A 24,571-nucleotide genomic window follows, 5' to 3' on the forward strand; every position below is an offset into this window, starting at 1 on the left:
TTTATGTAAAACCATGTGTGTTATCACGTCAACGCTTCGGCTGAAATACCGGAGCACGGCTTTGAACCGCCCCTTCGACCTGCTGTTTTACTCGGCAAAAGAAGCGGTTCGACGCTCTGCCAGGAGGAAAATAAGCGGCTTTCCATCGACTGTGTCAACAAAGAGAATTGACATCGGGGACAGAAATGCGGCGGGGAGGAGTCGGCGTTCTCCTCCCCGCCGCGCGGGCCGTCCGGAGGGTCCCCTCGGGTCCTCCGGCGCGGCCCGGCTCGTCCCGGCTCAGCCGGTGGTGAAGGTGAAGTCGTCCAGGTCGAAGAGGTTGTACTACGCCTTCGAATCCCTGCGCATCGTCGACTGGACCCCGCTGGACCAGGTGGCCGACCGCGCCATCGTGCTCGCCCAGACCACGGATGTGTCGAAGGTCGCGCACTTCGGCGGCATGTACACCTACGACGCCATCGCGGCCGGCAACAATCCGCAGTGGGCCGGCCCGGCCGCGTACTGCCGCGACCACGGCATGGCCTGGGCACCGTCCATCGGCCCCGGCTACATCGACGACCGCGCCGTGCCCGGCAACACCACCCCCACCCTGGAGCGCGACAACGGCGCCACCTACGACCTGGAGTGGAACAACGCCCTCTCCCCCGGCCAACGGGGGCCCGCCCACCTGGGTCTCGATCACCTCGTTCAACGAGTGGCACGAGGGCAGCCAGATCGAGCCCGCCACCGCCACCCCGCCCACGGCGCTGAGCTACCGGACCTATGGCGGGGCGTACGGGAGGACGGGCCGCGAGGCCGAGACGGCGTATGTCGACCGCACCGCGTACTGGGTGGGCCGCTTCGAGACCGCGCGCCGCCGCTGAGCCGTCGTCGGGCCTCCGTTGAGCCGTCGTCGGGCCGTCGTGCCCGGGGGTCGCCCCCGGGCGCTCGCTGCGCGGGCGGACCCGCCGGGCGGACCCGGTCGGCGGGTCCGCCCGGCACATCCGCTAGGCGACCGGCCTGGTGGGCCGGTTGGGGGTCAGCGCGATCTCCTTCTTGAGCATCCGGCCGCCGTCACCGGTGAGGCGGAGGTAGTAGTCCGAGGAGCAGACGGTCCCGTCCTCGTCCAGCGCCCAGATCCCCGAACCGGCCGGGACCATCGAGGCGTTCTCCGCCGTCTTGGCTATCTGATTGCCCTCGTTGTACTCGTCGAACATGGAGATGTAGATGCCTTGTGCGCCCACCCGCACCATGTTGTAGAACTGCCGCCACATGAAGTCGCCGTGCGCGCGCTGCCGCGACTGGGTGTCCCCGGGGAGCACACAGGGCTGGTAGTCGACCCCGTTGGCATTGCAGTCGGCCTGGTCCGGGGTGTTGACATTGGTGAAGAAGCGGTCGGTGTCGGCGATGTTGCCGATCCGTCCCACCATCCACGGCGACAGCATGTTGAAGGCGTGGTAGACGCCGATGTAGCCGGGGCGTGAGTCCTCGTTGCCGGACCGCCAGTGGGTGGGGACCCCGCCCATCACATAACAGCCTTGCGACTTGAACCAGTTGACGACGTCCAGGCAGTCCGCGGCCGACCAGGGCTTGTTGCCCTCGTTGAAGCCGAAGCCCCAGATGCCCACCACCGGCTTGCCGTTCTGGCTGGCGTAGGCGGAGGACGAGGTGTGGGCCTTCATCTTGTCGGTCCAGTCCTGCTTCATCTGGCTCTTCATGTCGAGCCAGCCGGTGGCGTCGTACATGATGTAGAACTTCCGGCCGTACTTCTCCGCCGCCGAGCGGACCTTGGTGGCCATGGCGTCGCGCGTCGGCCCCTCCGGGCTGAAGGGGTTGAAGCGCTGGAGGGCGGCGGTGTCGATGTTGTACTGCTGCATCCAGCGGAAGTGGGTGTCCACGGTCTGCTGGTCGTAGGAGGAGAACAGGTTGGCCGGCTGGCCATTGTCGAGGTTGTTGTAATCGGTTTTGTAGCCCTTGGTGTAATCGCGCATATCCGGCCAGCTGTGGATACCCGTGTTGCTCGGCGACGGCGGCTGGGACATATTGGCGGCCCAGTGCCACCAGCCGTTGATCGGGGCGCCATCGCCCGCGCAGGCGAACCAGCCCTGATAGCCGACGGTGATCTTGCCGACGACGTCTCCGGGCGGACTGGCCGCGGTGGCGGTGCCCGTCGTCAGCCTGGCGGTGCCCAGCGCGCCGAGCGCCGTGGCGCCGAGTGCGGAACCGATGAGATGGCGGCGTGAAATACCCATGGGGCCTGCCTTTCCGGCAGTGAGCGGCTTGTGTGGGGTGCTCGCTGCGGCGGAGCGTAATATCGCATTAACGATTCCGCAATTTAATTGACGAAAAGCCGAATTCCGGCGGAAGCGCTTTTCGTCGTTTATGTGCCGCGCCATGTGCCATGCGCCATGCGCCGGCCGACCGGTACGTTCGAGGTCGCCGTGGGCGGGCCCGGGGCCACCGTGGCCGTGGTGGTACGGACCGCGTCGAGGGTCAGTGGCTGCGGGTGCGGGCGCCGCCGTACTGCTCGTCGGTGACCTTCTCCAGCCAGGTGGTCTCGGGGCGGTCGTCACCCGGGCCCTCCCACATCGCCAGGTGCTGCATAAAGCGGTCCGGCGGGGCGCCGTGCCAGTGCTCCTCGCCGGGCGGGCAGGTCACGGTCTCACCGGGGTGGGCCTCGAAGACGGTGCCGTCGCGGGTGCCGACCAGGGCGACGCCCTCCACAACGTGCAGGGTCTGGCCGACGGCGTGGTGGTGCCAGGCGGTGTGGGCGCCCGGGGAGAAGCGCACCATGTTGGCGCGCATCCGGGAGGGTTCCTGGCCGACGTAGACGACGTCGAACCACACATCGCCGGTGAACCAGTCCGCGGGGCCCTTCGTGGTGGGCCGGGGCGTGATGAACTTCAACGTGCTCCTACTTTCTTTCGCCTTTTGCGGTGGCGCGGCGTCCAGGCTCGCGCCTACACCCTGCGTGCGAATGCGCGCGGAGGAGGAGTTTCCCCCTGGCACGGAAACGCCCTGGGACAAAGCTCTCCCCCTCGGCTGGCCGCCGGGCGGTGCCACACGGGAAGCCTTGAGCCCCGGCGCACACCTCAACCGGTTGGGCGAATTCCCGAAGGCCGGCCGTGCGGGCGGTGCGCGGCGCCGGGGGTGGTGTGCGGCACCCCGTGGACCGGTGCATAGGGTGAGCTCCTGTCAGGACAACAGCGGCAACGGGGGACACGGTGCGGAAAGAGGCGGTTCGGTACCTTCGCTGTCCGCACTGCTCCGGCGCCATGGCGATGACCGACGGCACACTGCGGTGTCCCCTGGGGCACAGCTTCGACGTGGCGAAGCAGGGGTACGTCAATCTGCTGCCCGCGGCCGCCAGGTTCAGCGCGGACACCGCCGCCATGGTGGCGGCCCGCGCGGACTTCCTGGCCGCCGGTCACTACGCACCGATCGCCGAGGCCCTGGCCACGCTGGCGCGCGCGACGGCACCGGCGCCGACGGGCGGGGACCCCGGCTGTGTCGTGGACATCGGCGGCGGCACGGGGTACCACCACGCCCGGGTGATGGCCGAGTTTCCCGGCCACGAGGGCATCCTGCTCGACATCTCCAAGTTCGCCGCCCGCCGGGCCGCGCGAGCACATCCCCGTATCAGCGCGGTGGTGGCCGACGCCTGGGACGGGCTGCCGATCGCCGACGGGGCCGCGTCGGTGGTCCTCAATGTCTTCGCACCGCGCAATCCGGCCGAGCTGCGGCGGATCCTGCGCCCTGAGGGCGTTCTGCTGGTGGTGACGCCCCGGCCCGATCATCTGCGGGAGCTGGTGGAGGCCCTGGGGCTGCTGCGGGTGGACGAGCAGAAGGACGAGCGGCTCGCGGACCGGTTCTCGGCGTACTTCACCGAGGTGGCCCGGGAGCGGTCGCGGAACACCATGGCACTGGACCACAAGGCCGTGCCGCGGCTGGTGGGGATGGGGCCCAACGCCTGGCACCAGCACGGTGAGCGGCTGGAGGAGCGCATCGCGTCGCTGCCCGAGCCCTGCGAGGTGACGGTGTCCATCACCCTCACCGCGTACCGCCCGCTGGTCTGACACCGCCGGGCCCCGGCCGTACCCGCCGTCAGCTCCGGACGGTGTATCCGCCGTCCACGCGGATCGTGTCGATACCGCTGATGTACCGGGCGCCACAGCGGTCCTGGGGCAGGACGAGCTGAGGGCCCGCGCGGTCGAGCGGGGTGTCGTCGATGGTGACCGCGAGCAGGACGGGCGCACGGCCGAAGTCCGGGTCGATCTCGGCCCAGGACAACAGGGCGTGGTGGCCGTCCACTCCGTGCACGGCGATCAGGAAGCGCAGCCGGTCCTTGCGCCGGGCCGGATCGAAGGCGGGGCCCGCGGAGACCAGGACGTCATGCAGGAACGGCCCGGTGAAACGGTGGCGCTGAATCCCGCTGGTGGCGCAGTCGAAGCTGACCTGCGCCCGGTGCTGGGGCCAGGACAGCAACTCGGACACCGTCAGCCGGGCCGGGCGGCTCACATCGCCGGTGAGGGCGACCTCCGCCATCGGACCGGCGGCCGTACTGGCAGCTGCGAGGGAGTCGCTCACGGGCTACCACCTCCTGGTGGACCGTTACCCGAACACCCATCCCGCGCAAACGCACATGCCATGCCGATAGACCAAAGATCCGGCTCATGCAAGGAAGTGCGAGCGATTACCCTCGCATCTGCGGTAGGGCGATGGAATCAGCGGCGGCCCGGGCCCCTGAACCGCGGGCACCGGCCCCGGCCACCGTGGACGAGTGTCGCGACGCTCGTACGGCATCCGCGGCGACACGAGCGACGTGGCCGCGTACCGGGCCCGGCAGAAGGCCGGGCCGGGGAGCCGGCGTCACCCGTGGCGTCAACTCCCCGATTACTCCCCGATGCCGCCGATACCGCACCCCGGCCGTCACAGCACGGCGTGGGCGGGGATCTCCCCGGGGGCCGGAGCGGGCCGGGCGGCCCAGTCCAGGGGGGCGGCCGTACGGCGGCCCTCAGCGCCGTGCCGTTGCCTGCGGACCCGGACGGCCTCCCATCCGTCGGGCGGCTCCGGGCCGACGCGGTAGGCGATGTCCGGCTCGCTCGCGCGGCGGGTGACCTCGCACACCCGCACCTGCCCCCGCGGGGCGAGCGCAAGCAGCCGGATACACCGGTCCGCCACCTCCCCCATCACCTTCGGGGCGGTGTCCGCCTCCTCCGGCCGGAACAGCAGACAGGCGTCTCCCGTGACCACGGCGACATGGCGTAACACAACTCTTCGGGCGCCCGGCTCCCCCTCGGCGAGGCATCCGCGCCCCATCGCCGCCCCATCGGCGGGGATCACGGCGTGGCGTGGAGCACCAGGAGCAGCAGTCGGCAGGGCGTCCGGGCTTCGGAGAGCGTGCAGGAATGATGTGCGGGCACGTAGACCATCTCCCCGGCGCGCAGCCGCAGTTCGAGGGCCTCGGCCCGGCGTTCCCGGTCGGGATGCTCGACGCGGCAGAGCGCTCCGCCGCTCAGCGGGAAGGGCAGGACATCGGCGCCGACGCGATCGAGGGAGCAGCGGATGTACCAGTTGGTCAGCACATCGAGGTGGTCCCGCAGCGCGGAGCACGCGCGGGAGAGGTCGTAGCCGTCCATCGCGCGGGTCGTCAGCGCCACCAGATCGCGGGTCTTGGCGAGGAGGTAGCGGTCCAGCGGATGGTCGGCGTCCGTGCGGACACGGCCCTCGGTGTCACCCGCGTACAGGGTCAGGAAGTGCCAGGCGTTCCACAGCGGCAGCAAAGGGGTAGTGCACCTGGGCGAACGGCATGGAGCCGGTCTCGAACCAGCAGTCCAGCACCTCGGGCACCCGCCGCATCACCGCCCGGCCCGAGGGGTCGTCGGGGTTGGGGCGGGTCAGCTCGTCGATGTGCGGACGGTGCAGATCGCGTGGCCGTACGCCGAAGTCGCGCTCGATCTCGTCCAGCGAGCCGTACACATCGACGCGGGGGTGGGCCGGATCGTCCGACACCCACACCGGGATGGGGGCGCCCCAGTAGCGGTTGCGGGAGATGTTCCAGTCCTTGGCGCCGCGCACCCAGTTGCCGAACTGGCCGTCGCGTACATGCTCGGGTGTCCAGCGGATCCGCTCGTTGAGTTCGAGCATCCGGGTGCGCAGCCGGGTGACGGCCACGAACCAGGTGGGGATGGCCTGCTGGAGCAGCTGGGTGCCACAGCGCCAGCAGTGCGGCCGGGAACGCGTATGCGACCGGCCGGCCCACAGCGCGCCGCTCGCCTCCAGCAGATCGAGCACGGCCCGCGCGGACTCCAGCACCGGGGCGCCCGCACACGGCGGCACCTCGTCGGTGTACCGGCCGCCGGAGTCGACCGGGTAGCTCCGGCCGATGCCCTCCTCGGTGGCGAGGGCGTGGTGCCGCTCGTCGAAACACGGGGTCACGGCCACCGCGCCGGTGCCCTCGCCGATGTCCACGGAGCGATCGGCCACCACGACATGGCTGCCCTCGGCGGAGGCGGAGAAGTCGAACAGCGGTGTGTACGCGCGCCCCGCCAGCTCGGCGCCACGGCGCCGGGTGACCACGGGTCCGTCCCTCAGCAGATCGGCATGGGCGTCGAGCCGCTCGGCCGCCACCACCAGGCGCCGCCCGCCGTTGTCCACCACGGTGTACTCGGCGTCGGGGTGCACCGCCACCGCCGTGGCGCCCGGCAGCGCCCACGGCTGCTCGGACTCCACCAGCAGCAGCTCGCCGCCGTCCATTCGGACCCCCACGACCACGGTGGTGCCCGGCACCTCGCGGTGGGTGTCGCTGCCGTCGATACGGCCGCTGCTCTCGGCGTTGGCGAGCGGGGTCTCGCAGTGCGCGCAATACCAGGAAACCGAATGGCCCTGATAGATCAGCCCCTTGTCCCACATGGTCTTGAACGCCCACATGACGCTCTCCATGTAGTCGAGGTCGTGAGTCTTGACGGATTCGTCGAAATCGACCCAGCGGGCCTGCCGATTGACATAGTCGCGCCACTCGCCGGTGTAGCGCATCACCGTCGTCCGGCACACCTCGTTGAACCGCTCGACACCCATGCGCTCGATATCGGACTTGGCGGTGATGCCGAGTTGTTTCTCGGCGTCCAGTTCCGCGGGCAATCCATGCGAGGTCCAGCCGAAGCGCCGTTCGACCCGGCGCCCGCGCATGGTCTGATAGCGCGGCACCACGTCCTTCGCGTAGCCGGCCAGCAGATGCCCGTAGTGCGGCAGGCCATTGGCGTACGGCGGCCCGTCGTAGAACACGAATTCATCGGCGTTCTCGGCTTTCCGCGCCGTCACGGTCTCCTGGAAGATGTGGTTCTTCTCCCAGTAGTCCAGCACGTCGATCTCGACATCCGGAGAATGTGGTCTCGCGGGTACGCCATCGGCCCCGGCCTTCGGATATGCCATCGCTCAGTAAACCTCGCAGGGTCGGCCCGCAGTGCAGTTGGGGGCCGACTCCAACGAGGTCACGGGTCATGTCCGGTAATTGCGGTGACATCGCCCTCCGGGCCGATGTCACCGCGCGATTACCCGACGGTTCCCCACACCTCCGGCGGCACCGCGCACGCCCTGCCCACCGGCGGAGGACGGACGGCGCGTCGGCGGACGAGCCGACGGGATCGTCTTCGCCCATTGGGGGGACGTTGAGCCGCGATCCGCCCGACGAAAGGGCACCATGCATGCGAAGCCGGTCATATCCGGCCGCTCATCCTCAGCAAGGAGTTCCCATGCGTATGCGGACCGCTCTCACCGCCCTCTCCACGGTCACCCTCGCCGCCGCGTCCCTCGCCGTCGGCGCGGCCGGCGCCATGGCGGACGACGCGCCCGATGTCTCCGTCACCAACTCCAGCAGCACGTCCATCCCCAGCCCCAACGTGTGCGCCGGCAATCAGTTCTCCTTCGTCACCGTCCCGGTCAATCTGGTGGGTGCGTCGGACTCCGGCGCGTGCTGACCCCCCGATGACGCGCGGCTGACCACGCGCGACCGATCACGCGCGACGGACGCGGACCGGCCCGGAGGCGCCGCCCGCACGAGCCGTACGCGGCGGTGCCCCGGCCGGACCGGCCGGGGCACCGCGTGTCCCACCTCACCTTCCGTATTCCGGACGGGACCCGCACACCGCCGGACGGCACCGTAGGCTGGCGGGTGCAGCTGGTTCGCCCCGTCCGCCAGGCGGGACGCGTCGCAAGAGGGAACCCGGTGGGAATCCGGGACTGCCCCGCAGCGGTGAGCGGGAACGACCGCCGTCATAACGCACTGGGTCCGGTGAGAGGACCTGGGAAGCGACGGCCAGTAGATGTCCTCCGAGGAGGATGTGCCCGCGAGTCCGAAGACCTGCCATCTGCCCGCGTACGGACGACTCGTGCGCGGACATCCCGGTGACCTCGAGGGCGGGTCGGCGTACACACCAGGCGGGACGACCGCGCGTTTGCCGCGCGAGGTCGTGGCGTCAGGTCCGTCACCCTTCGCGTCCTCGTCCCGCCGCCGGGATCTCAGGGATTCATCTCGCGAAGGAGATCTCCGTGACCACCGAGTCCGCTGCCGCGGCAGCACGGGCCACCGTGTACGGCTACCCCCGTCAGGGGCCGAACCGGGAACTGAAGAAGGCCATCGAGGGCTACTGGAAGGGCCGTGTCACCGCCGGCGCGCTGAGGGCCACCGCCGCAGAACTGCGCCGCGCCAACTGGCTCCAACTGGCCGGGGCGGGCATCGACGAGGTCCCCACCGGGGACTTCTCGTACTACGACCATGTGCTGGACACCACCGTGATGGTCGGCGCGATCCCCGACCGCCACCGCGACGCCGTCGCCGCCGACCCGCTCGACGGGTACTTCGCGATGGCGCGGGGAACACAGGACGTCGCACCGCTGGAGATGACCAAGTGGTTCGACACCAACTACCACTACCTGGTACCCGAACTGGGTCCGGACACGGTCTTCACGGCCGACTCCGCCCGGCAGGTCACGGAGCTGCGGGAAGCCCTCGGCCTGGGCCTCGCGGCGCGGCCGGTCCTGGTCGGGCCCGTCACCTACCTCCTCCTCGCCAAACCCGCCCCCGGCGCCCCCGCGGACTTCGAGCCGCTGACCCTCCTGGACCGGCTGCTCCCGGTGTACGCCGAGGTCCTGGCCGACCTGCGGGCGGCAGGTGCCGAATGGGTGCAGCTCGATGAGCCCGCCCTGGTCCAGGACCGCACACCGGCCGAGCTGAGCGCCACCGGCCGCGCCTACCGCGATCTCGGCGCCCTCGCCGACCGTCCGAAGCTGCTGGTCGCCTCGTACTTCGACCGTCTCGGCGAGGCCCTGCCCGTACTGGCCAAGGCCCCGGTCGAGGGGCTCGCGCTGGACTTCACGGAGGCCGCGGCCGCCCATCTGGAGGAGCTGGCCGCCGTCGGCGGCCTGCCCCGTAAGCGGCTGATCGCCGGTGTCGTCAACGGCCGCAACATCTGGGTCAACGACCTGGAGACGTCCCTGGCCACGCTCGGCACCCTGCTGGGCCTGGCCGGCCGGGTCGATGTGGCCGCCTCCTGCTCACTGCTGCACGTCCCCCTCGACACCGCCGCCGAGCGGGACATCGAACCGCCCATTCTGCGCTGGCTGGCCTTCGCCCGGCAGAAGACCGCGGAGATCGTCACCCTCGCCAGGGGCCTGACCCGCGGCACCGGAGCGATCACCGCCGAGCTCGCCGCCAACCGGGCCGCCCTCGCCTCCCGCGCCACCTCCCCCATCACCCGCGACCCGGCCGTCCGCGCCCGCGCCGGCGCGGTCACCGACGCCGACGCCCACCGCTCCCAGCCGTACGCCGAACGCGTCACGGTCCAGCGCGCACACCTCCGCCTCCCGCTGCTGCCGACCACCACCATCGGCTCCTTCCCGCAGACCGGCGAACTGCGCACCGCCCGCGCCGATCTGCGCGAGGGCCGGATCGACAGGGCCGGGTACGAGGAGCGGGTCAGGGCCGAGATCCGGGAGGTGATCTCCTTCCAGGAGCGCACCGGCCTGGATGTGCTGGTACACGGCGAGGCCGAGCGCAACGACATGGTCCAGTACTTCGCCGAACAGCTCACCGGCTATCTCGCCACCCGGCACGGCTGGGTCCAGTCCTACGGCACCCGCTATGTCCGCCCGCCGATCCTGGCCGGTGACATCACACGCCCCGAGCCGATGACGGTGCGCTGGACGGCCTACGCCCAGTCCCTCACCGAGCGCCCGGTCAAGGGCATGCTCACCGGCCCCGTCACCATGCTCGCCTGGTCCTTCGTCCGCGACGACCAGCCCCTCGGCGACACCGCACGCCAGGTCGCCCTCGCCCTGCGCGACGAGGTGAACGACCTGGAGGCGGCCGGGACCTCGGTCATCCAGGTGGACGAACCCGCGCTGCGCGAGACCCTCCCCCTGCGGGCCGGGGACCGGCCCGCCTATCTGGCCTGGGCGACCGAAGCCTTCCGTCTCACCACCGGCGGTGTACGTCCCGGCACCCAGATCCACACCCATATGTGCTACGCCGAGTTCGGCGACATCGTCCGGGCGATCGACGACCTCGACGCCGATGTCATCAGCCTGGAGGCCGCCCGCTCCCATATGCAAGTGGCCCGTGAGCTCGCCACCCACGGCTATCCGCGCGAGGCCGGGCCCGGTGTGTACGACATCCACTCCCCTCGGGTGCCCAGCGTGCGGGAGGCGGCCGAACTGCTCCGCACCGGCTTGAAGGCCATCCCCGCCGAACGGCTGTGGGTCAACCCCGACTGCGGTCTGAAGACCCGCGGCTGGCCGGAGACGCGCTCCGCACTGCGCAACCTGGTCGCCGCGGCCCGCACCGTCCGCGGTGAGCTGCCCGCGTCCTGACGCGGACGACCGGCCGGGGCCGGAGCGCATGGCGCCTCCGGCCCCGGCCGGTCGACGCGGGCATGGACGCGGACGTCACGGGCGCGGTGCGGCGGTGCCGGCGCCGGTGACGCGGAGGAGGTCCAGCTTGCCCGCGTCGCTGCTTCCGGTCGCCGCCGTGTAGGTGACCATGCGCAGATCCGCGCCGGGCACGATGAGCACATCGCAGTCGAGCAGGATGTCGCCGACCTCCGGATGCCGGATCGTCTTGCGGTCGGCCGTGTGCTGCGCGGCGGTCGGCCGGGTGGCCCAGTGCCGTGCGAAGGCGTCGGACTCCGCCCGCAAGTCCCGTACCAGGCGTTCGAGCCGGCCATCGGCCGGATAGCGGGAGGTGGCGTCCTTGAGGTCGGCGACGATCGAGGCTTCGAAGGCGCCCTGTCCGTGCTCGAAGCGGATGCGCGGCATCGAGGCGCCGACGCCACCGCCGCCGCCGAACAGGGCGCGGGCGAGGTTGCGTTCGGCGGCCGGGAGGACCGCGGGGTCGCCGTGCAGGGCGCTCCACATCGCGTTCCACCACACCAGGGTCCAGTCGGCGGTGAACACCCCGATCGGGACGTCGCCAAGGCGCGCGGCGAGCCGCTGGATGCCCGGGGGCACATGGGCGCTGACCGTCCCGTCCCGCGGCGGCAGCAGCCCGGCGCTCCGGTACAGCTGGTCACGCTCCTCGCGGGAGAGCTGGAGTGCGCGGGCGAGGGCGCCGACGACCTGGTCGGAGGGGTGCTTCGCACGCCCCTGCTCCAGGCGCAGGATGTAGTCGACGGAGAGCCCGGCCAGCTGGGCCGGCTCCTCGCGGCGCAGCCCCGGGGCCCGACGGCCCGCCGTCGTGGCGAAGCCCGCGTCCGCCGGGGCCAGGCGGTCGCGCCAGGCGCGCAGCAGCGCGGCGAAGCCGGAGCGGGAGGAAGCCATGGGCCCATTCTCGCCGCCCGGCGCCGGATCAGCCTGGGTACTGCCAGTCCTGGTGACGGGGACGGCACTGGCCGGCGCCCGTGGAGGCGGCGAACGTGGAGCCGCCGGGCCCGAGCAGGGCGCCAACGGCCGACCGTGAAGGAGCCTTCCATGTCCGCTACGAAGCACACCATCGTGATGACGGGCGCGAGCCGCGGAATCGGCCGTGTCGCCGCGGAGCACATCCTGCGCCGGTCGCCCGATGCGCACCTGCTCGTGGTCGCCCGCGAATCCCCCGGCGCACACGCCTCGTCCGGCGCCCGGCTCGCCGCGGAACTCGCCACCGGCGGGCATACGGTCTCGCATATCCCGGCGGACCTCGGCTCGCTCGAGAGCGTCCGCTCCGCCGCCGTCGAGATCCGTGACCGGCTGGACCGCGGTGACCTGCCACCGGTGCGCGGCTTCGTGGGCAACGCGGGCATGCAGTACACCAATGCGCTGACCGAGTCCCCCGACGGATTCGAGGCCACCTTCGCCGTCAACGTCCTGGCCAACCACCTCTTCGTCCGCGTGCTCCAGGACCACTTCGCCGCCCCCGCCCGGATCGTGATCACCGTCAGCGACACCCACTTCGGCGACTTCAAGCACAACCTGGGCATGGTGCCCGGCCCGGTCTGGAACGCCCCCGACGTCCTCGCCCGTACGGGCGCCTTTCCCGCGCCGGGCAGCACGGCGGGCGGGCGCACCGCGTACTCGACGAGCAAGCTGGCCGCCATCTACCTCGTGCACGAGTACGCGCGCCGGCTTCCGGCCGGGGTCGACGCCATCGCCTACAACCCCGGTTTCGTCCCCGGCACCGGCCTCGCCCGCAACGCCGGGCCCCTCTCCCGGTTCGCCATGCGGCGCGTCCTGCCGGTGATGGCCCTCACGCCGTTCGCCACCGGCCGCGGCGCCGCGGGCCGCTACCTCGCCGATGTCGTCCTGGGCACGACCGCGGCGCCGACCGGCTCCTATGTCGACCGCGCGGAGGTGGCGCGGTCGTCGCGGGAGTCCTACGATCCGCGGCGCGAGCGGGAGCTCTGGGACGCCGTGGAACGGTTCGCCGTGGCGCGCGCCGCCTGAGCTCCGGAGGTCCGGACGTCCCCCGGGCGTGCGGTCCGGGCCCGTGGGTCCGGATCAGCCCAGCTCCGCGATCACGTCCGCCAGCCGACCCGGCATGGACAGGAACGGTGAGTGGGAGGAGTCGAGCGCCACGACCGCGGTGGGCTCGTCCGGGAAGGCCGCGTCGGCCTCGGCGATGAACTTCCGCTGGAGAGCCGGGCGTACCGCCATGTCGCGTGCGCAGGTGATGTAGGTACGGGGGACCGATCCCCAGCCGTCGCGGGTGAGGGTGGTGGTGCCGAACGCGATACCGGCCGGGGCGTCGGGCGTCAGCAGTCCGAGGGCGGCGTCCGCGAGGGTCCGGTCGACATCGCCGTAGAACGCGTTCCGCAACCGCTGCCGATACTCCGCGTCGTCCGAGCCGGGGTCCAGCCTCAGTGCCCCGATCGCGGCGGGATCGGCCCGCATGCAGGGCCGGACAAGGCTGCCCGCGCTCTCCGGCATCCGGAGGTAGGCGATGGCCGGGATGTCCGAGGCGGGCATGGCCGCGCTGAGATACACCGCGCGGGCCACCAGCTCGGGTGCCTGCTGCGCGGCCCGCGTCAGCACGGTGCCGCCCATGCTGTGGGCGATCACCGTGCACCAGGAGCCATGCCAATTGCCGTGCAGAAACAGCAATGGGGTAGGTGGAGTGGACATCGTCGTTCCCTTATGTCGTCGGTCCCCGGGTGCGGTGCGTCACCGCGGACCGCGGAAGGCGTCCCGCACTTCCCCCACCAGCGACGCGGGCTGCTCCAGTCCGGAGAAATAGCTGCTTTTATCCATTTTGTGCCACGACCGCGGAGACCGTACGGAAGTGGCGCGGCATCGGGAACGGAGATGGCAAAGGGCTCGATCTCGGGCGCCGCTCCGCCCGTGGGGTACGGCTCACTGATTGCGGTAGGCCGACGGCCGTACGCCGGCATGCCGCAGGAACGCCGTGGACAGTGAGCCGGGGCTGCCGAATCCGCACCGCGTGGCGATCTGCGCGACGGACAGCCCATCCGCCCGGAGGAGCCGCTGCGCCTCCTCGACGCGCAGCCGGGTGAGGTAGCGGTGGGGAGTCTGGCCGGTGGCGTCCTTGAAGACCCGGATGAAGTGGTAGACGCTGAAGCCGACCTCGGCGGCCACGTCCGCCACCGTCAGAGGGCCGCCCAGCCGGTCCCGCATCATCGCCACGGCCTTGTGCACCCAGGGCCCCTCGGCGCCCAGCCGGCTCTCCTGCGGCGGCCGGAGGCCGCAGGTCAGCACATGCACGGCGAGGAACGTGGCCGCGGACTCCGCGTACAGATCGCCGCCCTCACCGGCCGCGCCCAACGACCGCAGGGTGTGTTCCACGAGCGGATCCCCCGAGGCCACCGCGGCGGCCATCCGCTCGTAGTCGATCCGCGCCCCGCCCAGCTGCTCCGCCGTACGGGCGACGGTGACATACGGAATGTGCACCTGAAGGGTCCGCAGCGGGACCACCGACCGGTAGCGGCGCACCGAGGCCACGCCCGGAACCGCCATCTCGAGCTGCCCGGGGATCCACCGCCGCGGCCGCCAGCACCCATCGGTACGGGTCTCCATGGACGCGTCGCCCGCGACGGTGAGCATCAGATGCAGATCCTCGGTGGCGGGCAAGGCCACGCTCTCCACGCGCGCGGTGTGCTGGAACCGCTGGAGCAGCAGCGACCGCCAGCCAAGCCTGTCCCAGCTGCTGAACGTCCGCTCGACATACGGATTCGCGTCGAATCCGGCATACGGTTCGAGGTCGAAATCCGGAACGTCACACACCGTGCCCAGGATACGAGGTTCGGGCGCGTTCAGGCGTTCAGGGAGGGGTAGTCGATGTACCCCCTGTCGGTGCCGCCGTAGTAGGTCGTCTCATCGGGTGTGTTGTACGGCCCGCCCGCCCGCAGCCGGGCCGGCAGATCGGGGTTGGCGAGGAACAGCGCGCCGAAGGACAGCATGTCGGCCGTGCCGTCCTCGATGAGCGCCAGGTCCTCCGCGCCGGTGAAACCGTCTGTCGCCGGGTTGAGGATGAGGGTTCCGGAGAACTCCTTGCGGAGGATGCCGGTCAGATCGCGGGAGTCCTCGACGAGGTGGAGATAGGCGGGGCCGGTCTCGTTCAGCCGTCGGACGAGCTGGACGTAGGTGGGCTCGAGGTCGGGCTCCTCGATTCCGTTGTAGCGGATCCCGGGCGAGATGCGGATCCCGGTGCGCCGGGCGCCGATGGCCGCCGAGACGGCCGCGACCACCTCGGCCGCGAACCGGACCCGGCCTTCCACGGAGCCACCCCACTCATCGGTGCGCAGATTGGCGCTGGGCGCCAGGAACTGGTGGATCAAGTAACCGTAGGCGGCGTGCAGTTCGACCCCGTCGAACCCCGCCTCGATGGCGTTGTGCGCGGCACGGCCGAAGTCCGCGATCGTCTCCCGCACCTCCTGGGAGGTCAGCTCATGCGGGGTGCCGAAGTCCTTCATCCCGTCGAGGGTGAACAGCCGCCCGGGCGCAGCGACGGCCGAGGGGGCGACCTGGATCAGCCCGTCGGGCAGCAGCGCGGGGTCGCCGACCCGGCCGACGTGCGAGATCTGGGCGAAGACCGTGCCGCCCTCGGCGTGCACCGCGTCGGTGACACGGCGCCAGGCGGCGATCTGCTCGGCGCTGTGCAACCCCGGGGTGTTGGGGAAACCCTGGCCGACCACTGACGGCTGCGACCCCTCGGTGATGATCAGGCCGGCCGTGGCCCGCTGCGCGTAGTACGTCGCCATGGAGTCGGTGGCCGTATTGCCGGGCCCGAAGGCGCGGGCGCGCCCCATGGCGGGCATCACCAGCCGGTTGCGCAGCCGCAGCCCGGCCAGGTCGATCGGATCGAAGGGTGAGGTCACAACGGCTCCCGAGGTCGATGGGGCACAACAGTCGACAACGAGATCATTGGGCGGCCAACGATCTCATCGGAGAGCCACCATAACCGATTCATTGGTTGGCCAATGATTGGTCGGCCACGATAGCCTTGCGGCCATGACCTCAGAGCAGCTCCCGCCCGCCGATACGACGGAGGCCGGATACGGCGGCCCCGTCAGCCGGACCCTGGCGCGGGTTTCCCGACTGCACCGCCTCGCCGGGGGCAAGCTGCTGCGCCCGACCGGCCTCTGCTCCGGCCAGGAATTCCTGATGATGACCCTGTGGGACGCCGGATCGGTCCGCCAGTCGGACCTGGCGAAGGCGCTCGACCTGGACCCGTCGACCGTGACCCTGATGCTGCGGCGGCTGGAGCAGGGCGGCCATGTCGTCCGCTCACGCGATCCGCAGGACCGGCGCGTCATGCTCGTCCGGGCCTCGGAGGAGAGCTACACCCTGCGGCCCGAGGTCGCGCACATCTGGGCGCGGTTGGAGGAGCGCATCCTGGACGGGCTCGACGACGCGGAGCGCGACGCCTTCGCCACCATCCTGGCGAAGGTCGAGAAGAACCTCGCCTCCGGCACGGGCGCATGAGCCGGGGCACGGGATCCGCCCACCCGGGGACCGGCCCCGCCGGGGCGGTCAGGCATCACGCGTCCACGAGCCCAGCACCGTCAGCGTCTTGGTGCCGGTGACCTGCCCGGCGCGGCGCAGGGCGTCGATGACCTGTTGCAGATGTTCGATGTCCCGTACACGGACGTTCACCAGGGCGTCGGGGTCACCGGCGATGGTGAAGACGGCCTGCACCTCGGGCACCGCGTAGGCGGTACGGACGCAGCGCGCCGCGAGCCCGTACACCCGTCAGGCCAGCGTCGCCAGATCTTCGAAGGCACCAACCAGATCCAGCGGCTGATCATCAGCCGTCAGCTCGCCCACTGACCGGCCCCGCCGGAAGGTGGGAGCGCGGGATGGACGGGTGCCCGGCGGTACCCGCCGTTTGGCGCGTGTCGCGAGGGGGCGGCGACGGAGGCGCTGGGGAAGACTGGCGGCTGAAACGTCGAACCCGGGCACGCCGGAACACGGGGGACATCATGGCCACGACGACATCGGTACGCGGAACTCGACGGGCACGAGCGCGTCAGGCCGGGTCAGGGCTTGCGCTGGCGGTGCTGGCCGCGCTGGCCGTGGCCGGTTGTGGTGGGTCGGACAAGGAGGACGGGGCGCCCTCCCACAGCGGGCCCGCGTCGGCGTCCCGTTCCGCGCAGCCCTCGGGAGGCTCCTCCGGCGACGCCCCCGCCTCCGCCTCCGCCTCGGCCTCGGCCTCGGCGAAACCCTCGGTGTCGGCGGCGGACGGGCGGGATGTCGGCGCCTGCGCGGACGGCAATTGCGAGATCGCGGTGTCCGAACCGGTGACGGTCCGCTTCAAGGGCCCGGCCGGTCCGGCCACGCTGTCCGTGACCGAGGTCGGCCCGAACAAGGTCGAGTACACAGTGAAGTCGTCGGGCGGCCGCTCCCAGGGCGAGGCGAGCGGGCCGGGCCAGGGATGCATCACCGTTCTGCGCGACCATGGCAGCGCCAACTCGTGCGGCAGGCTGGGGAAGGACCAACCGGCCGCCCAGCCGAACGCCGTGGTGATCCAGATGACGGCCGGGGAGGACGGCACCGCGATCCTCCACATCGTCTCCGGCTGACCGCCCGACCGGAGTTGTCCAGCCGGGGCACGCGCATTTCTCAGACCAGCAGCGAGGCAGGAATAACCATTCGTGCGCGGTCATTCAGGTCGCGGGCAGAATGATTCTTCAGGTGTGGCTTGATCAGTTTCAGCATGCTTTGCATTCGCTGATCAGCCCGCCCTGATTGGACTAGTGGATAGTCATCAAGTGCGCTGTGCCAAGTGGCACATGCTGCTTCCACATGCCCTATAGCGATTTGCCGTTCGGCCAGAATGGCCCGCTCCTTGACACGGGTGCGCCGATAAACGTCATACCTCAATCGGTCCGACTGCTTCATTGCTTCGACTGCACCAGTCACGTCACCAAGCTCATAGCGAACCTGGCTGGTGTGATAGTTCAAGGCCGCCGGATCGTATGATCCAAATGCTCTCTGTTGAGACTCGGCCTTGTCCATAGCAATTTCTGCTTCCCGAAGGTACATGAGAGCCTTGGCCTTTTCGCCAATCTGCGCCGCAGCATGCGCCTGTTGGCCAGCAAGAAACGCCCGCATCCTGGGACCGGCCTTGGGGGACGCGGCAGCAGCGGCATCGGCAAGCCGCATCGCGCCCCTGCCATGCCCTAGATCAACTGCCTGAACGCTCATCCCTCGCAGCGTGGTGCAAAAAGTTAGGTGATCCTCTGAGGTGCCAGCCAATTCCAAAGCCTTCAAGTAATACTGCTGAGCCAATCCGTGAACCCCTTCGTCCACGGCCATGTATCCGGTGAGGTAACACAGATCCGACGCAGCCGACATCATCGCTTTACGGACTTCTTCTGTGGCGTCGGCCCGAAGGTATGGAGCCACCGTATTGACAAGGAATGCTGCGGCCATGGGGCGTGCGTGTCGGCCACCGAACTGGTCATCAAGCTCTGAGATCCGTTCGGTCATGGCCACGACCGTATGGACGTCAGGCAACCCAATTCGCTGCATCTGCCCTGACTGAATGGCTTCCAGACGGCCTACAACGTCTGGCCAGTTGGGCACGGTCAACGCGACAGAGAAGAGGCTCACGCCAAGGACACTGCGGCGCGAGGGGTCCATGTCCTGCCTCCCCAAGTCGATCAACGCCTCAAGGTACCCAGGCATGCGTTCGACTCGTCGGCAGGCAGGGGGAACCCTGCCTCAACGTGCGTGATCGGGCGGCCCAGCTTCCGGGCGAACGCCTCCAAGATCAGCAGTCGGGCAGCCTCCTTCGGCATGTGTCCCCGAAGCCACTGATGAGCGGATGGTTCCCGGTACTTCTGCGGCGTTCCGCGTTCCGTGCCGATGCGGTTGACCTCCTGTGCGAGCTGCCGCAGCGTCCACCCGGTCTCTCGGAACAGCCGTTCCAGACCCTCGTTCGGCTCCCGCTCACTCACTCGGCGATCAACTCCTCAGCTAAAGCAGGCGCTTAAAGCTCTTAAAAACTGCCGCTCTTGCCACGGTACCGCGATGCGTAGCGGAGCGGTTGCCTAGAGCGAGAAGGACCCCCGCGACCGTGCGACCGGTCCGGGGGCGTGGTCAATGCTGAAGAGGAGCGTCAACGTGAGAAAGCGTATCGCCCGATCCATGGAACGGTGGGGACGAAGGTTATTCCCCGCCCCCGGGCGCCATCGGACAAACAATGCCTCAAAGCCCACACCGGCACGCTTCGCTGTGCCCGTACCCACGCCCGTCTGCACACCTGTCCCTGTTTGTCACGAGGACCCGCCCACGCTTCAGCTCCCGCGTATCCCGGCTGAAGACCGCTTCCCGATCGCTTGGGACACCGATCCCGTGCCGTTGTACGTGCTTCGGCACGAGCGGCAGCGAGTGTTGGGAGCCTCGCGGTGAGCGCGATCGAGCCTCCGGACCATCCACAGGAAGCGCAGCAAGAGGCGCGCAAGGCCCCAACTCAGAAGGAGTTGGACCAGCGCGCGGAGACTCTGAAGAAGAAGATCGACAAGCACCTTGGGCGCGGAGGGCGGACCCGATGACCTTGTGCGCCACCTGTAACCGCCTGAAGCAGGACAAGGCCAAGGCCATGGAAGCCGGTGACTACCGGCTGGCCGCCGATCTCGAACTGAAGGTCCGGCACCACCCGGACGGTCACAAGGTGCCTCCGTTCGGACCCCGTTGGGGGTGGATCGCGTGAACGAGCCGACGCCGTACAACGGGCCCCAGCCGGGCGAGGAGGCTTACGACGCCGCCACGGGGTGTGTGGGAGTTCTTCAAGCCATCTGTGACGTCGATGAACTTTTCTTCGATCACCAGATGCCGGGCCCGCTTGTCGCGTTCCTCCGCCCCCAGAGGGGCGGGCAGGAGTGGATAACTGACTCCAGGAACCTCCAGTTCCCTCAGGAGGCACGGCCGCGCCCTGACTCCGGCAACGAGTTGCCCTGACGCATCCCACGACTCCACCCGCCGGACGGTGTTGATTCCCGTCTGTCGGGTGGGCAAGCCCCCGCCCCGATCGTTCGCAACAGGAAGGGCTAGCGGTCGGGGCGGGTAGCAGGTGCCGTGCACCACTCCAACCAGGAAGGGATCACAGCGATGACAGCAGTAGTGAACGACCATCGGACCGGCCGGGCATTGGTCAGCGGAGGGCTGTTCGACAGCCTCACTCACTTCGTGGTCACCCACAACGGGCAGACCCCGGAGCGGGCCGAGCGCATCGCCGACCAGGCGCTTGCGTTCGTTGCGACAGCGGCAACGGCGAGCGTGGCCATGGTGCCGTCGGATGACGTCGACTTGGGCTTACACGCCTTCATCCTGCACACCGAGGAGTACGCGCAGTTCTGCCACGAACACGCCGGGCGCTTCCTGCACCACAACCCCGCCCCCGGTGGGGCGGGCGCACTCTGGAAGCCGTCACAGCCAGCACACACGCCATGAAGGCAGCGGGCTTCATGGTCTTCGACGACCTGTGGACCGTGAACGGCGAGAACGCCGCGCAGTGCGATTCCGACTGCGGACGACCGTACGGACAGTCGGAGTAATCTCCGGCCGGTGATGTGAGACAGGGCCGCCCCTCGGCACAGGCTGAGGGGCGGTCCGCTCTTCTGGAGAGGAACAGAATCCATGGCCGAAGCAGCGTCGTACGAGATCCCCACCAGCGTCTTGGAGACGCTGGTGGCTTCAGGAAGGCGGCTGGTACTCGACCGGCGCGGGTCAACTGTCTGGGAGGTCGAGACGCAGCAGGGCCGGTATGCCGTGAAGCTTGGCTACCCAATCAAGGCAACAAGCGAATGGGAGGCTCAGGAATGGACGGCCCTGGCCCCCGCCCGCGAGGGTGCGATCTTGCAACAGCTCGACAGGGCCAACGTCAGCTACGGCGAATGGGAACACGGCACCTGGAACATCCAGCCCTGGCACCAGGGCGACAGCCTGTACGACCTGTGGCACCCGCACCGCGCCGAAGGGGTCTCGTCAGAACCCGACCCAGGAGAAGCGCTGTCCTGCGCGGAAGCCGTAGCCGCCTTGCACGCCACCGGGTGGGCACACGGGGACGTCCAACCCGCGCACTTGATCATCAGCCCCGAGGGAACGGCGCTCATTGATCTCGCCCTGGCTCACGGCGGCGACATCCCCGCCGCGTACGACTTCAGCTATCGGGGCTGTCTCGTCCACTACGAGAGCCCGGAAATCTCCCGGAGCGTGCTGCACACCGGTACGGCCACGCCGACCATGGAGGCGGACGTCTATGCCCTCGGTGCCTCGCTCTTCATCAGCGCAACCGGATTGCGCCACGTCGCGTATCCCAACGACGCCAGCCGTAGGGATCAGCGGCGAGCCATCGTCGACGGACCACACCGCCCGGTGACCGTGCCGGGCGTACTCGGCAAGCTCATCGAAGCCATGCTCAGCCCCGATCCGGCCGACCGACCCACGAGTGCCGAAGCCTGTAAGGAGCTGAGCAGCGGGCGCTGAGCCTGTTGATCGCCTCTGCGCTGAGTAACAAGGTCGGCCAGGTCACCTACCACTTCTACTTCCAGCTCCTGGACAGTGGCCAGGAGCTGGTGGGGTACTTCCAGTGGGACCCGTTCATCACCATCGAGAAGCGTTCCTGACGGCCCTCCCCGCGGTCGGGTGACGGAACGTAGGAAACGTCGCGCAGGCGGCGCGGGCATCCGCGCCGCCTGTCAGGCGATGCGGCGCGGCCGGGCACGCGGGCCCGCCGGGGTGTCAGCGCCGTGTGCGGAAGAGCTCCGCCGCGTGCGCTTCCGCGGGGGCGCGCAGCAGGGTGTTGAGCCGGTCGAACAGCTCGGCGGCGGCCACCCCGTTCCACTCCGGCGGAAGCAGCTCCAGGGGGAGCCCCGGGTCGCGGTAGGGCATGCGCCGCCACTGGGTGAGCATCGGCACATAGGTCCGGAACGCCTCCAGCGGCCGTGGCTCGCGCCGGGTCACCGCGTCCAGGACGGGGCGGTACCGGTCCAGGAAGTCCGCGTACATGGCGGTGAGTTCATCGAGGTCCCACCAGGAGCGGACCTTCTCCCGCAGCTCCCCGAAGGCCACGTGGCCACCGGTGAAGATGTCGACGTACGCGGACAGTCCCCGGCGCTCCAGGGTCCGCCGGGTCTCGGCCGCCAGATGTCCGGGGGCGATCCAGACGCCTGACGCGGCAGTGCCGAAGCCGAGCCGGGTCAGGGCCGTCCGCAGCGCGTGCCGCTTCTCGCGCTCGGACTCGGGCACGGAGAACACCACGAGCACCCAGCCGTCCTCGCGGGACGCCCTGGCCTGCCGGAAGATACGGACGTCCCCCTCGGCGAGGGTCTGGAGGGTGGAGTCGGCGAGCGAGTACCCGGCGACGCCTTCATGGCGCTCACCGCGCAGCACCTCACGGCGCTTCATCCGGGAGACCGAGGACCGCACGGCCCGGCTCTCCACGCCGAGGTCCGCCATGAGGCTGATCACCGAGGCGACCGAGAGCCAGTTGTGCTCGCCCCGTGCGTAGAGGCCGAAGACCGTGAGGATGAGCGGGGCATGACGGGATTCCCGTTCGCCCGCCGCGCTGGTGGCCCGTGTCGTCGTCTGCGCCGTCATGTCCTGGCCACCCTAACGTCTGGCGCGGCGAAGGTGATCACCCGCTCCCGCCGGGCCGCGCGGAGGGATACTGGGAGCGCGCCGGTCGTCCCACCCCTGCCTACGGGCTCGGCACCACGAGCCGTTCCTCCGGTATCACGGCCACGCCCAGGATCTCGATCACCGCCTCGGGCTGCCACAGCGCGGTGCAGCCGATGCCCGCCATGGCCGGGTAGACGGGCCCGGCGAGTTCGCGCCAGGCCCTGCCGATCTCCTTGCCGTGCGCCTGGTAGTCGGGGATGTCGGTGAGGTAGAGGGTCACGCTCACCAGGTCTTCGGGCCGGCCGCCGGCCTCCCGAAGCGTGAGGAGCAGATTGGTGAACGCCTGCCGGAACTGCTCGACCACACCGCCCGGAACGATCTTCATATCGGCGTCGAGGGCGGTCTGTCCGCCCAGGTGGAGCGTGTTTCCGGCGAGTGTTCCGTGCGAGTAGCCGTTGGGCTTCGGCAGCGCGGGCGGGTTCACGGGGACGGGGGGCATGGGGCCTCCGGCTCGGTCGCGTTCCGTCCTGCCCAGGCCGGGCAGGAGCGCTCAGGTGTATTGACTTTAAATGACGACCGTGAGAAACACGAGACATCGGATCCTGGTCCCGACCGAAGGGAGCCGTCCCCATGGAGCCCGACCTGAGCAAGTACCGCCTGGAAGGCGACAATTCGATGTACCGGCTGCCCAGCGGCATCGTCGCCCCCGTGGTGACGCGCGGCGGCCTCGAGAGCGGCGACACCACCGACTCGGGCGGAGCCGTCCGCGTCTCGGGGGTGAGCGCCCAGCACACCCCGGCCACCCGCCTCTGGTTCGGCAAGGTCAGCAATGAACCCGGCTATCGCTCGGTGACCCACCACCACGGCGAGGCCGAGACCGGCGGCTATGTCCTCTCCGGCCGGGCCCGTATCTACTTCGGCGAGGAGCTCGAGGACTACGTCGACATGGAGGAGGGCGACTGGGTCTTCGTACCGCCGTATCTGCCGCATGTGGAGTGCAACCTCTCCCGCAGCAAACCGCTGACCTGGATGACCACCCGGACACCGGAGAACATCGTGGTCAACCTCCCCGATATCGCCGACGCCGATCTGCGCGACTGGCTGGACCGCCGATGACCCGGACGCCCCCGACCTCCGCCGTCCTCACCGACGCCATCACCCTGAAGCCCGCCCGGCCCGACCACTTCGACCTCGCCTTCACCGCCACCACCCAGCCCTGCCCCTGGCCCAAGGCGTACGGCGGCGATCTGGTCGCCCAGGCCGCGGCGGCGGCCATGCGGTCGGTGACCGACGGCAAGTCGCTGCACTCGATGCACAGCTACTTCCTGCGCCCCGCCGACATCGGCGCCGAGGTCCGCTACGAGGTCGAGGTGGTGCGCGACGGCCGCGGCTACAGCACCCGGCAGGTGCGCGGCTACCAGAACGGCAAGCCGCTGTACGTCTGCCTGGCCGGTTTCGCGGCGGGCGAGGCCGGTGCCGCCTTCCACACCGCGTTCGACGAAGACGTACCCGGTCCCGAGGACCTGTCCACCTCGGCCGATTACCTCGCGGGGCGCGCGGGCGGATCCATGACCGAGGAGTCCAGGGCGTACTGGTCCGGCGGTCGCGGCTTCGACATGCGGCACGTTCCCGGCCCGGTCTACCTCACCGTGGAGGGGGAACGCCTTCCGCACCAGGCGGTCTGGCTCAGGCCCTTCGACCCGCTCCGCCCGGTCGACGGGCTCACCGACGCCCAGCGGGACCTGGCCGCCCTCGCGTACGTCTGCGACTACACGATCCTCGAACCCGTCCTGCGGGTGCTCGACCTGGCCTGGGCCGAACCCGGGCTGGTCACCGCGAGCCTGGACCACGCGATGTGGTTCCACCGTCCGGGGCCGGTGGACGGCTGGCTCCTCTACGTCCAGGAGGCCGTGGCCGCCGACGCGGGCCGCGGTCTGGGTACCGGCCGCTTCTTCACCCGCGACCACCGCCACCTGGCCACCGTCGTCCAAGAGGGCCTGATCCGCCCCACCTGACCCGCCGTTCTTCCCGGCGGGCTCCCGGA

26 protein-coding genes, 3 pseudogenes and 1 riboswitch are annotated in these 24,571 nt (G+C 70.0%); of the genes and pseudogenes, 15 read left to right on the forward strand and 14 right to left on the reverse strand.

Annotation, left to right across the window (positions count from 1 at the left end):
- Positions 1–439: 439 nt before the first annotated feature.
- A pseudogene (locus NQU54_RS49145) lies at positions 440–583 on the forward strand (alpha-mannosidase); the annotation flags it as partial.
- A 130-nt stretch (positions 584–713) separates the two neighbouring features.
- Positions 714–863 carry a hypothetical protein gene (locus NQU54_RS49150; RefSeq protein ID WP_308408469.1) on the forward strand — a complete coding sequence of 50 codons (150 nt, stop codon included), beginning with the start codon at positions 714–716 and terminating at the stop codon, positions 861–863.
- 123 nt (positions 864–986) lie between these two features.
- Here NQU54_RS49150 and NQU54_RS06140 read toward each other — a convergent pair whose 3' ends face one another.
- Both NQU54_RS06140 and NQU54_RS06145 read right to left on the reverse strand, forming a co-directional pair.
- The gene (locus NQU54_RS06140) at positions 987–2,231 is read right to left on the reverse strand and encodes a glycoside hydrolase family 99 protein (RefSeq protein ID WP_372505805.1); all 1,245 of its coding nucleotides are present in this window, start codon (positions 2,229–2,231) and stop codon (positions 987–989) included.
- Between the two features lie 241 nt (positions 2,232–2,472).
- Positions 2,473–2,886, reverse strand: a complete 414-nt coding sequence (locus tag NQU54_RS06145) for a (R)-mandelonitrile lyase (protein WP_069861971.1) — start codon at positions 2,884–2,886, stop codon at positions 2,473–2,475.
- A 317-nt stretch (positions 2,887–3,203) separates the two neighbouring features.
- Between NQU54_RS06145 and NQU54_RS06150 the strand changes: the two genes are divergently transcribed.
- Positions 3,204–4,055, forward strand: a complete 852-nt coding sequence (locus NQU54_RS06150; RefSeq protein ID WP_257630148.1) for a putative RNA methyltransferase — start codon at positions 3,204–3,206, stop codon at positions 4,053–4,055.
- A 28-nt stretch (positions 4,056–4,083) separates the two neighbouring features.
- Here NQU54_RS06150 and NQU54_RS06155 read toward each other — a convergent pair whose 3' ends face one another.
- The 4 genes from NQU54_RS06155 to NQU54_RS06170 form a co-directional block, all read right to left on the reverse strand.
- Positions 4,084–4,566: a molybdopterin-dependent oxidoreductase gene (locus tag NQU54_RS06155; RefSeq protein ID WP_257630149.1), complete on the reverse strand. Its 483-nt coding sequence runs from the start codon at positions 4,564–4,566 to the stop codon at positions 4,084–4,086.
- Positions 4,567–4,908: 342 nt separating this feature from the next.
- Complete coding sequence (locus tag NQU54_RS06160; RefSeq protein WP_257630150.1) at positions 4,909–5,232, reverse strand: hypothetical protein; 324 nt, start codon at positions 5,230–5,232, stop codon at positions 4,909–4,911.
- Positions 5,233–5,318: 86 nt separating this feature from the next.
- Complete coding sequence (locus NQU54_RS06165) at positions 5,319–5,762, reverse strand: class I tRNA ligase family protein (RefSeq protein ID WP_257630151.1); 444 nt, start codon at positions 5,760–5,762, stop codon at positions 5,319–5,321.
- Positions 5,713–7,410 carry a class I tRNA ligase family protein gene (locus tag NQU54_RS06170; RefSeq protein ID WP_257630152.1) on the reverse strand — a complete coding sequence of 566 codons (1,698 nt, stop codon included), beginning with the start codon at positions 7,408–7,410 and terminating at the stop codon, positions 5,713–5,715. The genes NQU54_RS06165 and NQU54_RS06170 overlap by 50 nt, the downstream gene beginning before the upstream one ends.
- A gap of 320 nt (positions 7,411–7,730) precedes the next feature.
- Here NQU54_RS06170 and NQU54_RS06175 point away from each other — a divergent pair, with 320 nt between their 5' ends.
- Both NQU54_RS06175 and metE read left to right on the forward strand, forming a co-directional pair.
- On the forward strand, positions 7,731–7,955 hold the full coding sequence (locus NQU54_RS06175) for a hypothetical protein (RefSeq protein WP_257630153.1): 225 nt from the start codon (positions 7,731–7,733) through the stop codon (positions 7,953–7,955).
- 184 nt (positions 7,956–8,139) lie between these two features.
- Positions 8,140–8,360: riboswitch (cobalamin riboswitch) on the forward strand.
- A gap of 166 nt (positions 8,361–8,526) precedes the next feature.
- On the forward strand, positions 8,527–10,845 hold the full coding sequence (metE, locus tag NQU54_RS06180; RefSeq protein ID WP_257630154.1) for a 5-methyltetrahydropteroyltriglutamate--homocysteine S-methyltransferase: 2,319 nt from the start codon (positions 8,527–8,529) through the stop codon (positions 10,843–10,845).
- A 75-nt stretch (positions 10,846–10,920) separates the two neighbouring features.
- On the opposite strand, the gene NQU54_RS06185 is transcribed toward metE, so the two are convergent.
- Positions 10,921–11,790, reverse strand: coding sequence for a helix-turn-helix transcriptional regulator (locus NQU54_RS06185; protein WP_257630155.1), 870 nt, complete (start codon positions 11,788–11,790; stop codon positions 10,921–10,923).
- A 150-nt stretch (positions 11,791–11,940) separates the two neighbouring features.
- Here NQU54_RS06185 and NQU54_RS06190 point away from each other — a divergent pair, with 150 nt between their 5' ends.
- Positions 11,941–12,891: an SDR family NAD(P)-dependent oxidoreductase gene (locus NQU54_RS06190; protein WP_257630156.1), complete on the forward strand. Its 951-nt coding sequence runs from the start codon at positions 11,941–11,943 to the stop codon at positions 12,889–12,891.
- Positions 12,892–12,945: 54 nt separating this feature from the next.
- Here the strand turns inward: NQU54_RS06190 and NQU54_RS06195 are convergent, their stop codons facing one another.
- The 3 genes from NQU54_RS06195 to NQU54_RS06205 form a co-directional block, all read right to left on the reverse strand.
- Positions 12,946–13,569 (reverse strand): alpha/beta fold hydrolase, encoded by a 624-nt coding sequence (locus NQU54_RS06195; protein WP_257630157.1) that lies wholly within the window; start codon positions 13,567–13,569, stop codon positions 12,946–12,948.
- A gap of 228 nt (positions 13,570–13,797) precedes the next feature.
- Positions 13,798–14,685 carry an AraC family transcriptional regulator gene (locus NQU54_RS06200; protein WP_257630158.1) on the reverse strand — a complete coding sequence of 296 codons (888 nt, stop codon included), beginning with the start codon at positions 14,683–14,685 and terminating at the stop codon, positions 13,798–13,800.
- A 29-nt stretch (positions 14,686–14,714) separates the two neighbouring features.
- The gene (locus NQU54_RS06205; protein ID WP_257630159.1) at positions 14,715–15,779 is read right to left on the reverse strand and encodes an alkene reductase; all 1,065 of its coding nucleotides are present in this window, start codon (positions 15,777–15,779) and stop codon (positions 14,715–14,717) included.
- 133 nt (positions 15,780–15,912) lie between these two features.
- On the opposite strand from NQU54_RS06205, the gene NQU54_RS06210 reads away from it, so the two are divergent.
- The gene (locus tag NQU54_RS06210) at positions 15,913–16,386 is read left to right on the forward strand and encodes a MarR family winged helix-turn-helix transcriptional regulator (RefSeq protein ID WP_257630160.1); all 474 of its coding nucleotides are present in this window, start codon (positions 15,913–15,915) and stop codon (positions 16,384–16,386) included.
- A gap of 48 nt (positions 16,387–16,434) precedes the next feature.
- Here the strand turns inward: NQU54_RS06210 and NQU54_RS06215 are convergent, their stop codons facing one another.
- Positions 16,435–16,650 carry an Lrp/AsnC ligand binding domain-containing protein gene (locus tag NQU54_RS06215; protein WP_257630161.1) on the reverse strand — a complete coding sequence of 72 codons (216 nt, stop codon included), beginning with the start codon at positions 16,648–16,650 and terminating at the stop codon, positions 16,435–16,437.
- A 233-nt stretch (positions 16,651–16,883) separates the two neighbouring features.
- Here NQU54_RS06215 and NQU54_RS06220 point away from each other — a divergent pair, with 233 nt between their 5' ends.
- Positions 16,884–17,483, forward strand: a complete 600-nt coding sequence (locus NQU54_RS06220; RefSeq protein ID WP_257630162.1) for a hypothetical protein — start codon at positions 16,884–16,886, stop codon at positions 17,481–17,483.
- Positions 17,484–17,523: 40 nt separating this feature from the next.
- On the opposite strand, the pseudogene NQU54_RS06225 reads toward NQU54_RS06220, so the two are convergent.
- Positions 17,524–18,863 (reverse strand): annotated as a pseudogene (locus tag NQU54_RS06225) (NsdA family TPR-like regulatory protein).
- Between the two features lie 593 nt (positions 18,864–19,456).
- Here NQU54_RS06225 and NQU54_RS06230 point away from each other — a divergent pair.
- From NQU54_RS06230 to NQU54_RS06250, 5 genes and pseudogenes are all read left to right on the forward strand, one after another.
- Positions 19,457–19,618 (forward strand): hypothetical protein, encoded by a 162-nt coding sequence (locus tag NQU54_RS06230; RefSeq protein ID WP_257630163.1) that lies wholly within the window; start codon positions 19,457–19,459, stop codon positions 19,616–19,618.
- A complete protein-coding gene (locus NQU54_RS06235) occupies positions 19,615–19,866 on the forward strand; it encodes a hypothetical protein (RefSeq protein ID WP_257630164.1) in 252 nt (83 codons plus the stop codon). Before NQU54_RS06230 ends, NQU54_RS06235 begins: the two co-directional genes overlap by 4 nt.
- A 150-nt stretch (positions 19,867–20,016) precedes the next feature.
- Positions 20,017–20,462: pseudogene (locus tag NQU54_RS06240) on the forward strand (glycine-rich domain-containing protein).
- Between the two features lie 82 nt (positions 20,463–20,544).
- On the forward strand, positions 20,545–21,393 hold the full coding sequence (locus NQU54_RS06245) for a protein kinase domain-containing protein (protein ID WP_257630165.1): 849 nt from the start codon (positions 20,545–20,547) through the stop codon (positions 21,391–21,393).
- A 5-nt stretch (positions 21,394–21,398) separates the two neighbouring features.
- Entirely contained in the window at positions 21,399–21,533 is a 135-nt protein-coding gene (locus tag NQU54_RS06250) for an AidA/PixA family protein (RefSeq protein WP_257630166.1), read from the forward strand.
- Between the two features lie 115 nt (positions 21,534–21,648).
- Here NQU54_RS06250 and NQU54_RS06255 read toward each other — a convergent pair whose 3' ends face one another.
- Together NQU54_RS06255 and NQU54_RS06260 are read right to left on the reverse strand one after the other, a co-directional pair.
- Positions 21,649–22,506 carry a PaaX family transcriptional regulator gene (locus NQU54_RS06255; protein WP_257630167.1) on the reverse strand — a complete coding sequence of 286 codons (858 nt, stop codon included), beginning with the start codon at positions 22,504–22,506 and terminating at the stop codon, positions 21,649–21,651.
- A 100-nt stretch (positions 22,507–22,606) separates the two neighbouring features.
- Positions 22,607–23,026 (reverse strand): RidA family protein, encoded by a 420-nt coding sequence (locus tag NQU54_RS06260; protein ID WP_257630168.1) that lies wholly within the window; start codon positions 23,024–23,026, stop codon positions 22,607–22,609.
- Positions 23,027–23,157: 131 nt separating this feature from the next.
- On the opposite strand from NQU54_RS06260, the gene NQU54_RS06265 reads away from it, so the two are divergent.
- On the forward strand, positions 23,158–23,643 hold the full coding sequence (locus tag NQU54_RS06265) for a cupin domain-containing protein (protein ID WP_257630169.1): 486 nt from the start codon (positions 23,158–23,160) through the stop codon (positions 23,641–23,643).
- The gene (locus tag NQU54_RS06270) at positions 23,640–24,542 is read left to right on the forward strand and encodes an acyl-CoA thioesterase (RefSeq protein WP_257630170.1); all 903 of its coding nucleotides are present in this window, start codon (positions 23,640–23,642) and stop codon (positions 24,540–24,542) included. Before NQU54_RS06265 ends, NQU54_RS06270 begins: the two co-directional genes overlap by 4 nt.
- Positions 24,543–24,571: the final 29 nt, after the last annotated feature.

The sequence above is a fragment of the Streptomyces malaysiensis subsp. samsunensis genome, from assembly GCF_024519315.1.
Taxonomy (GTDB): domain Bacteria; phylum Actinomycetota; class Actinomycetes; order Streptomycetales; family Streptomycetaceae; genus Streptomyces; species Streptomyces malaysiensis.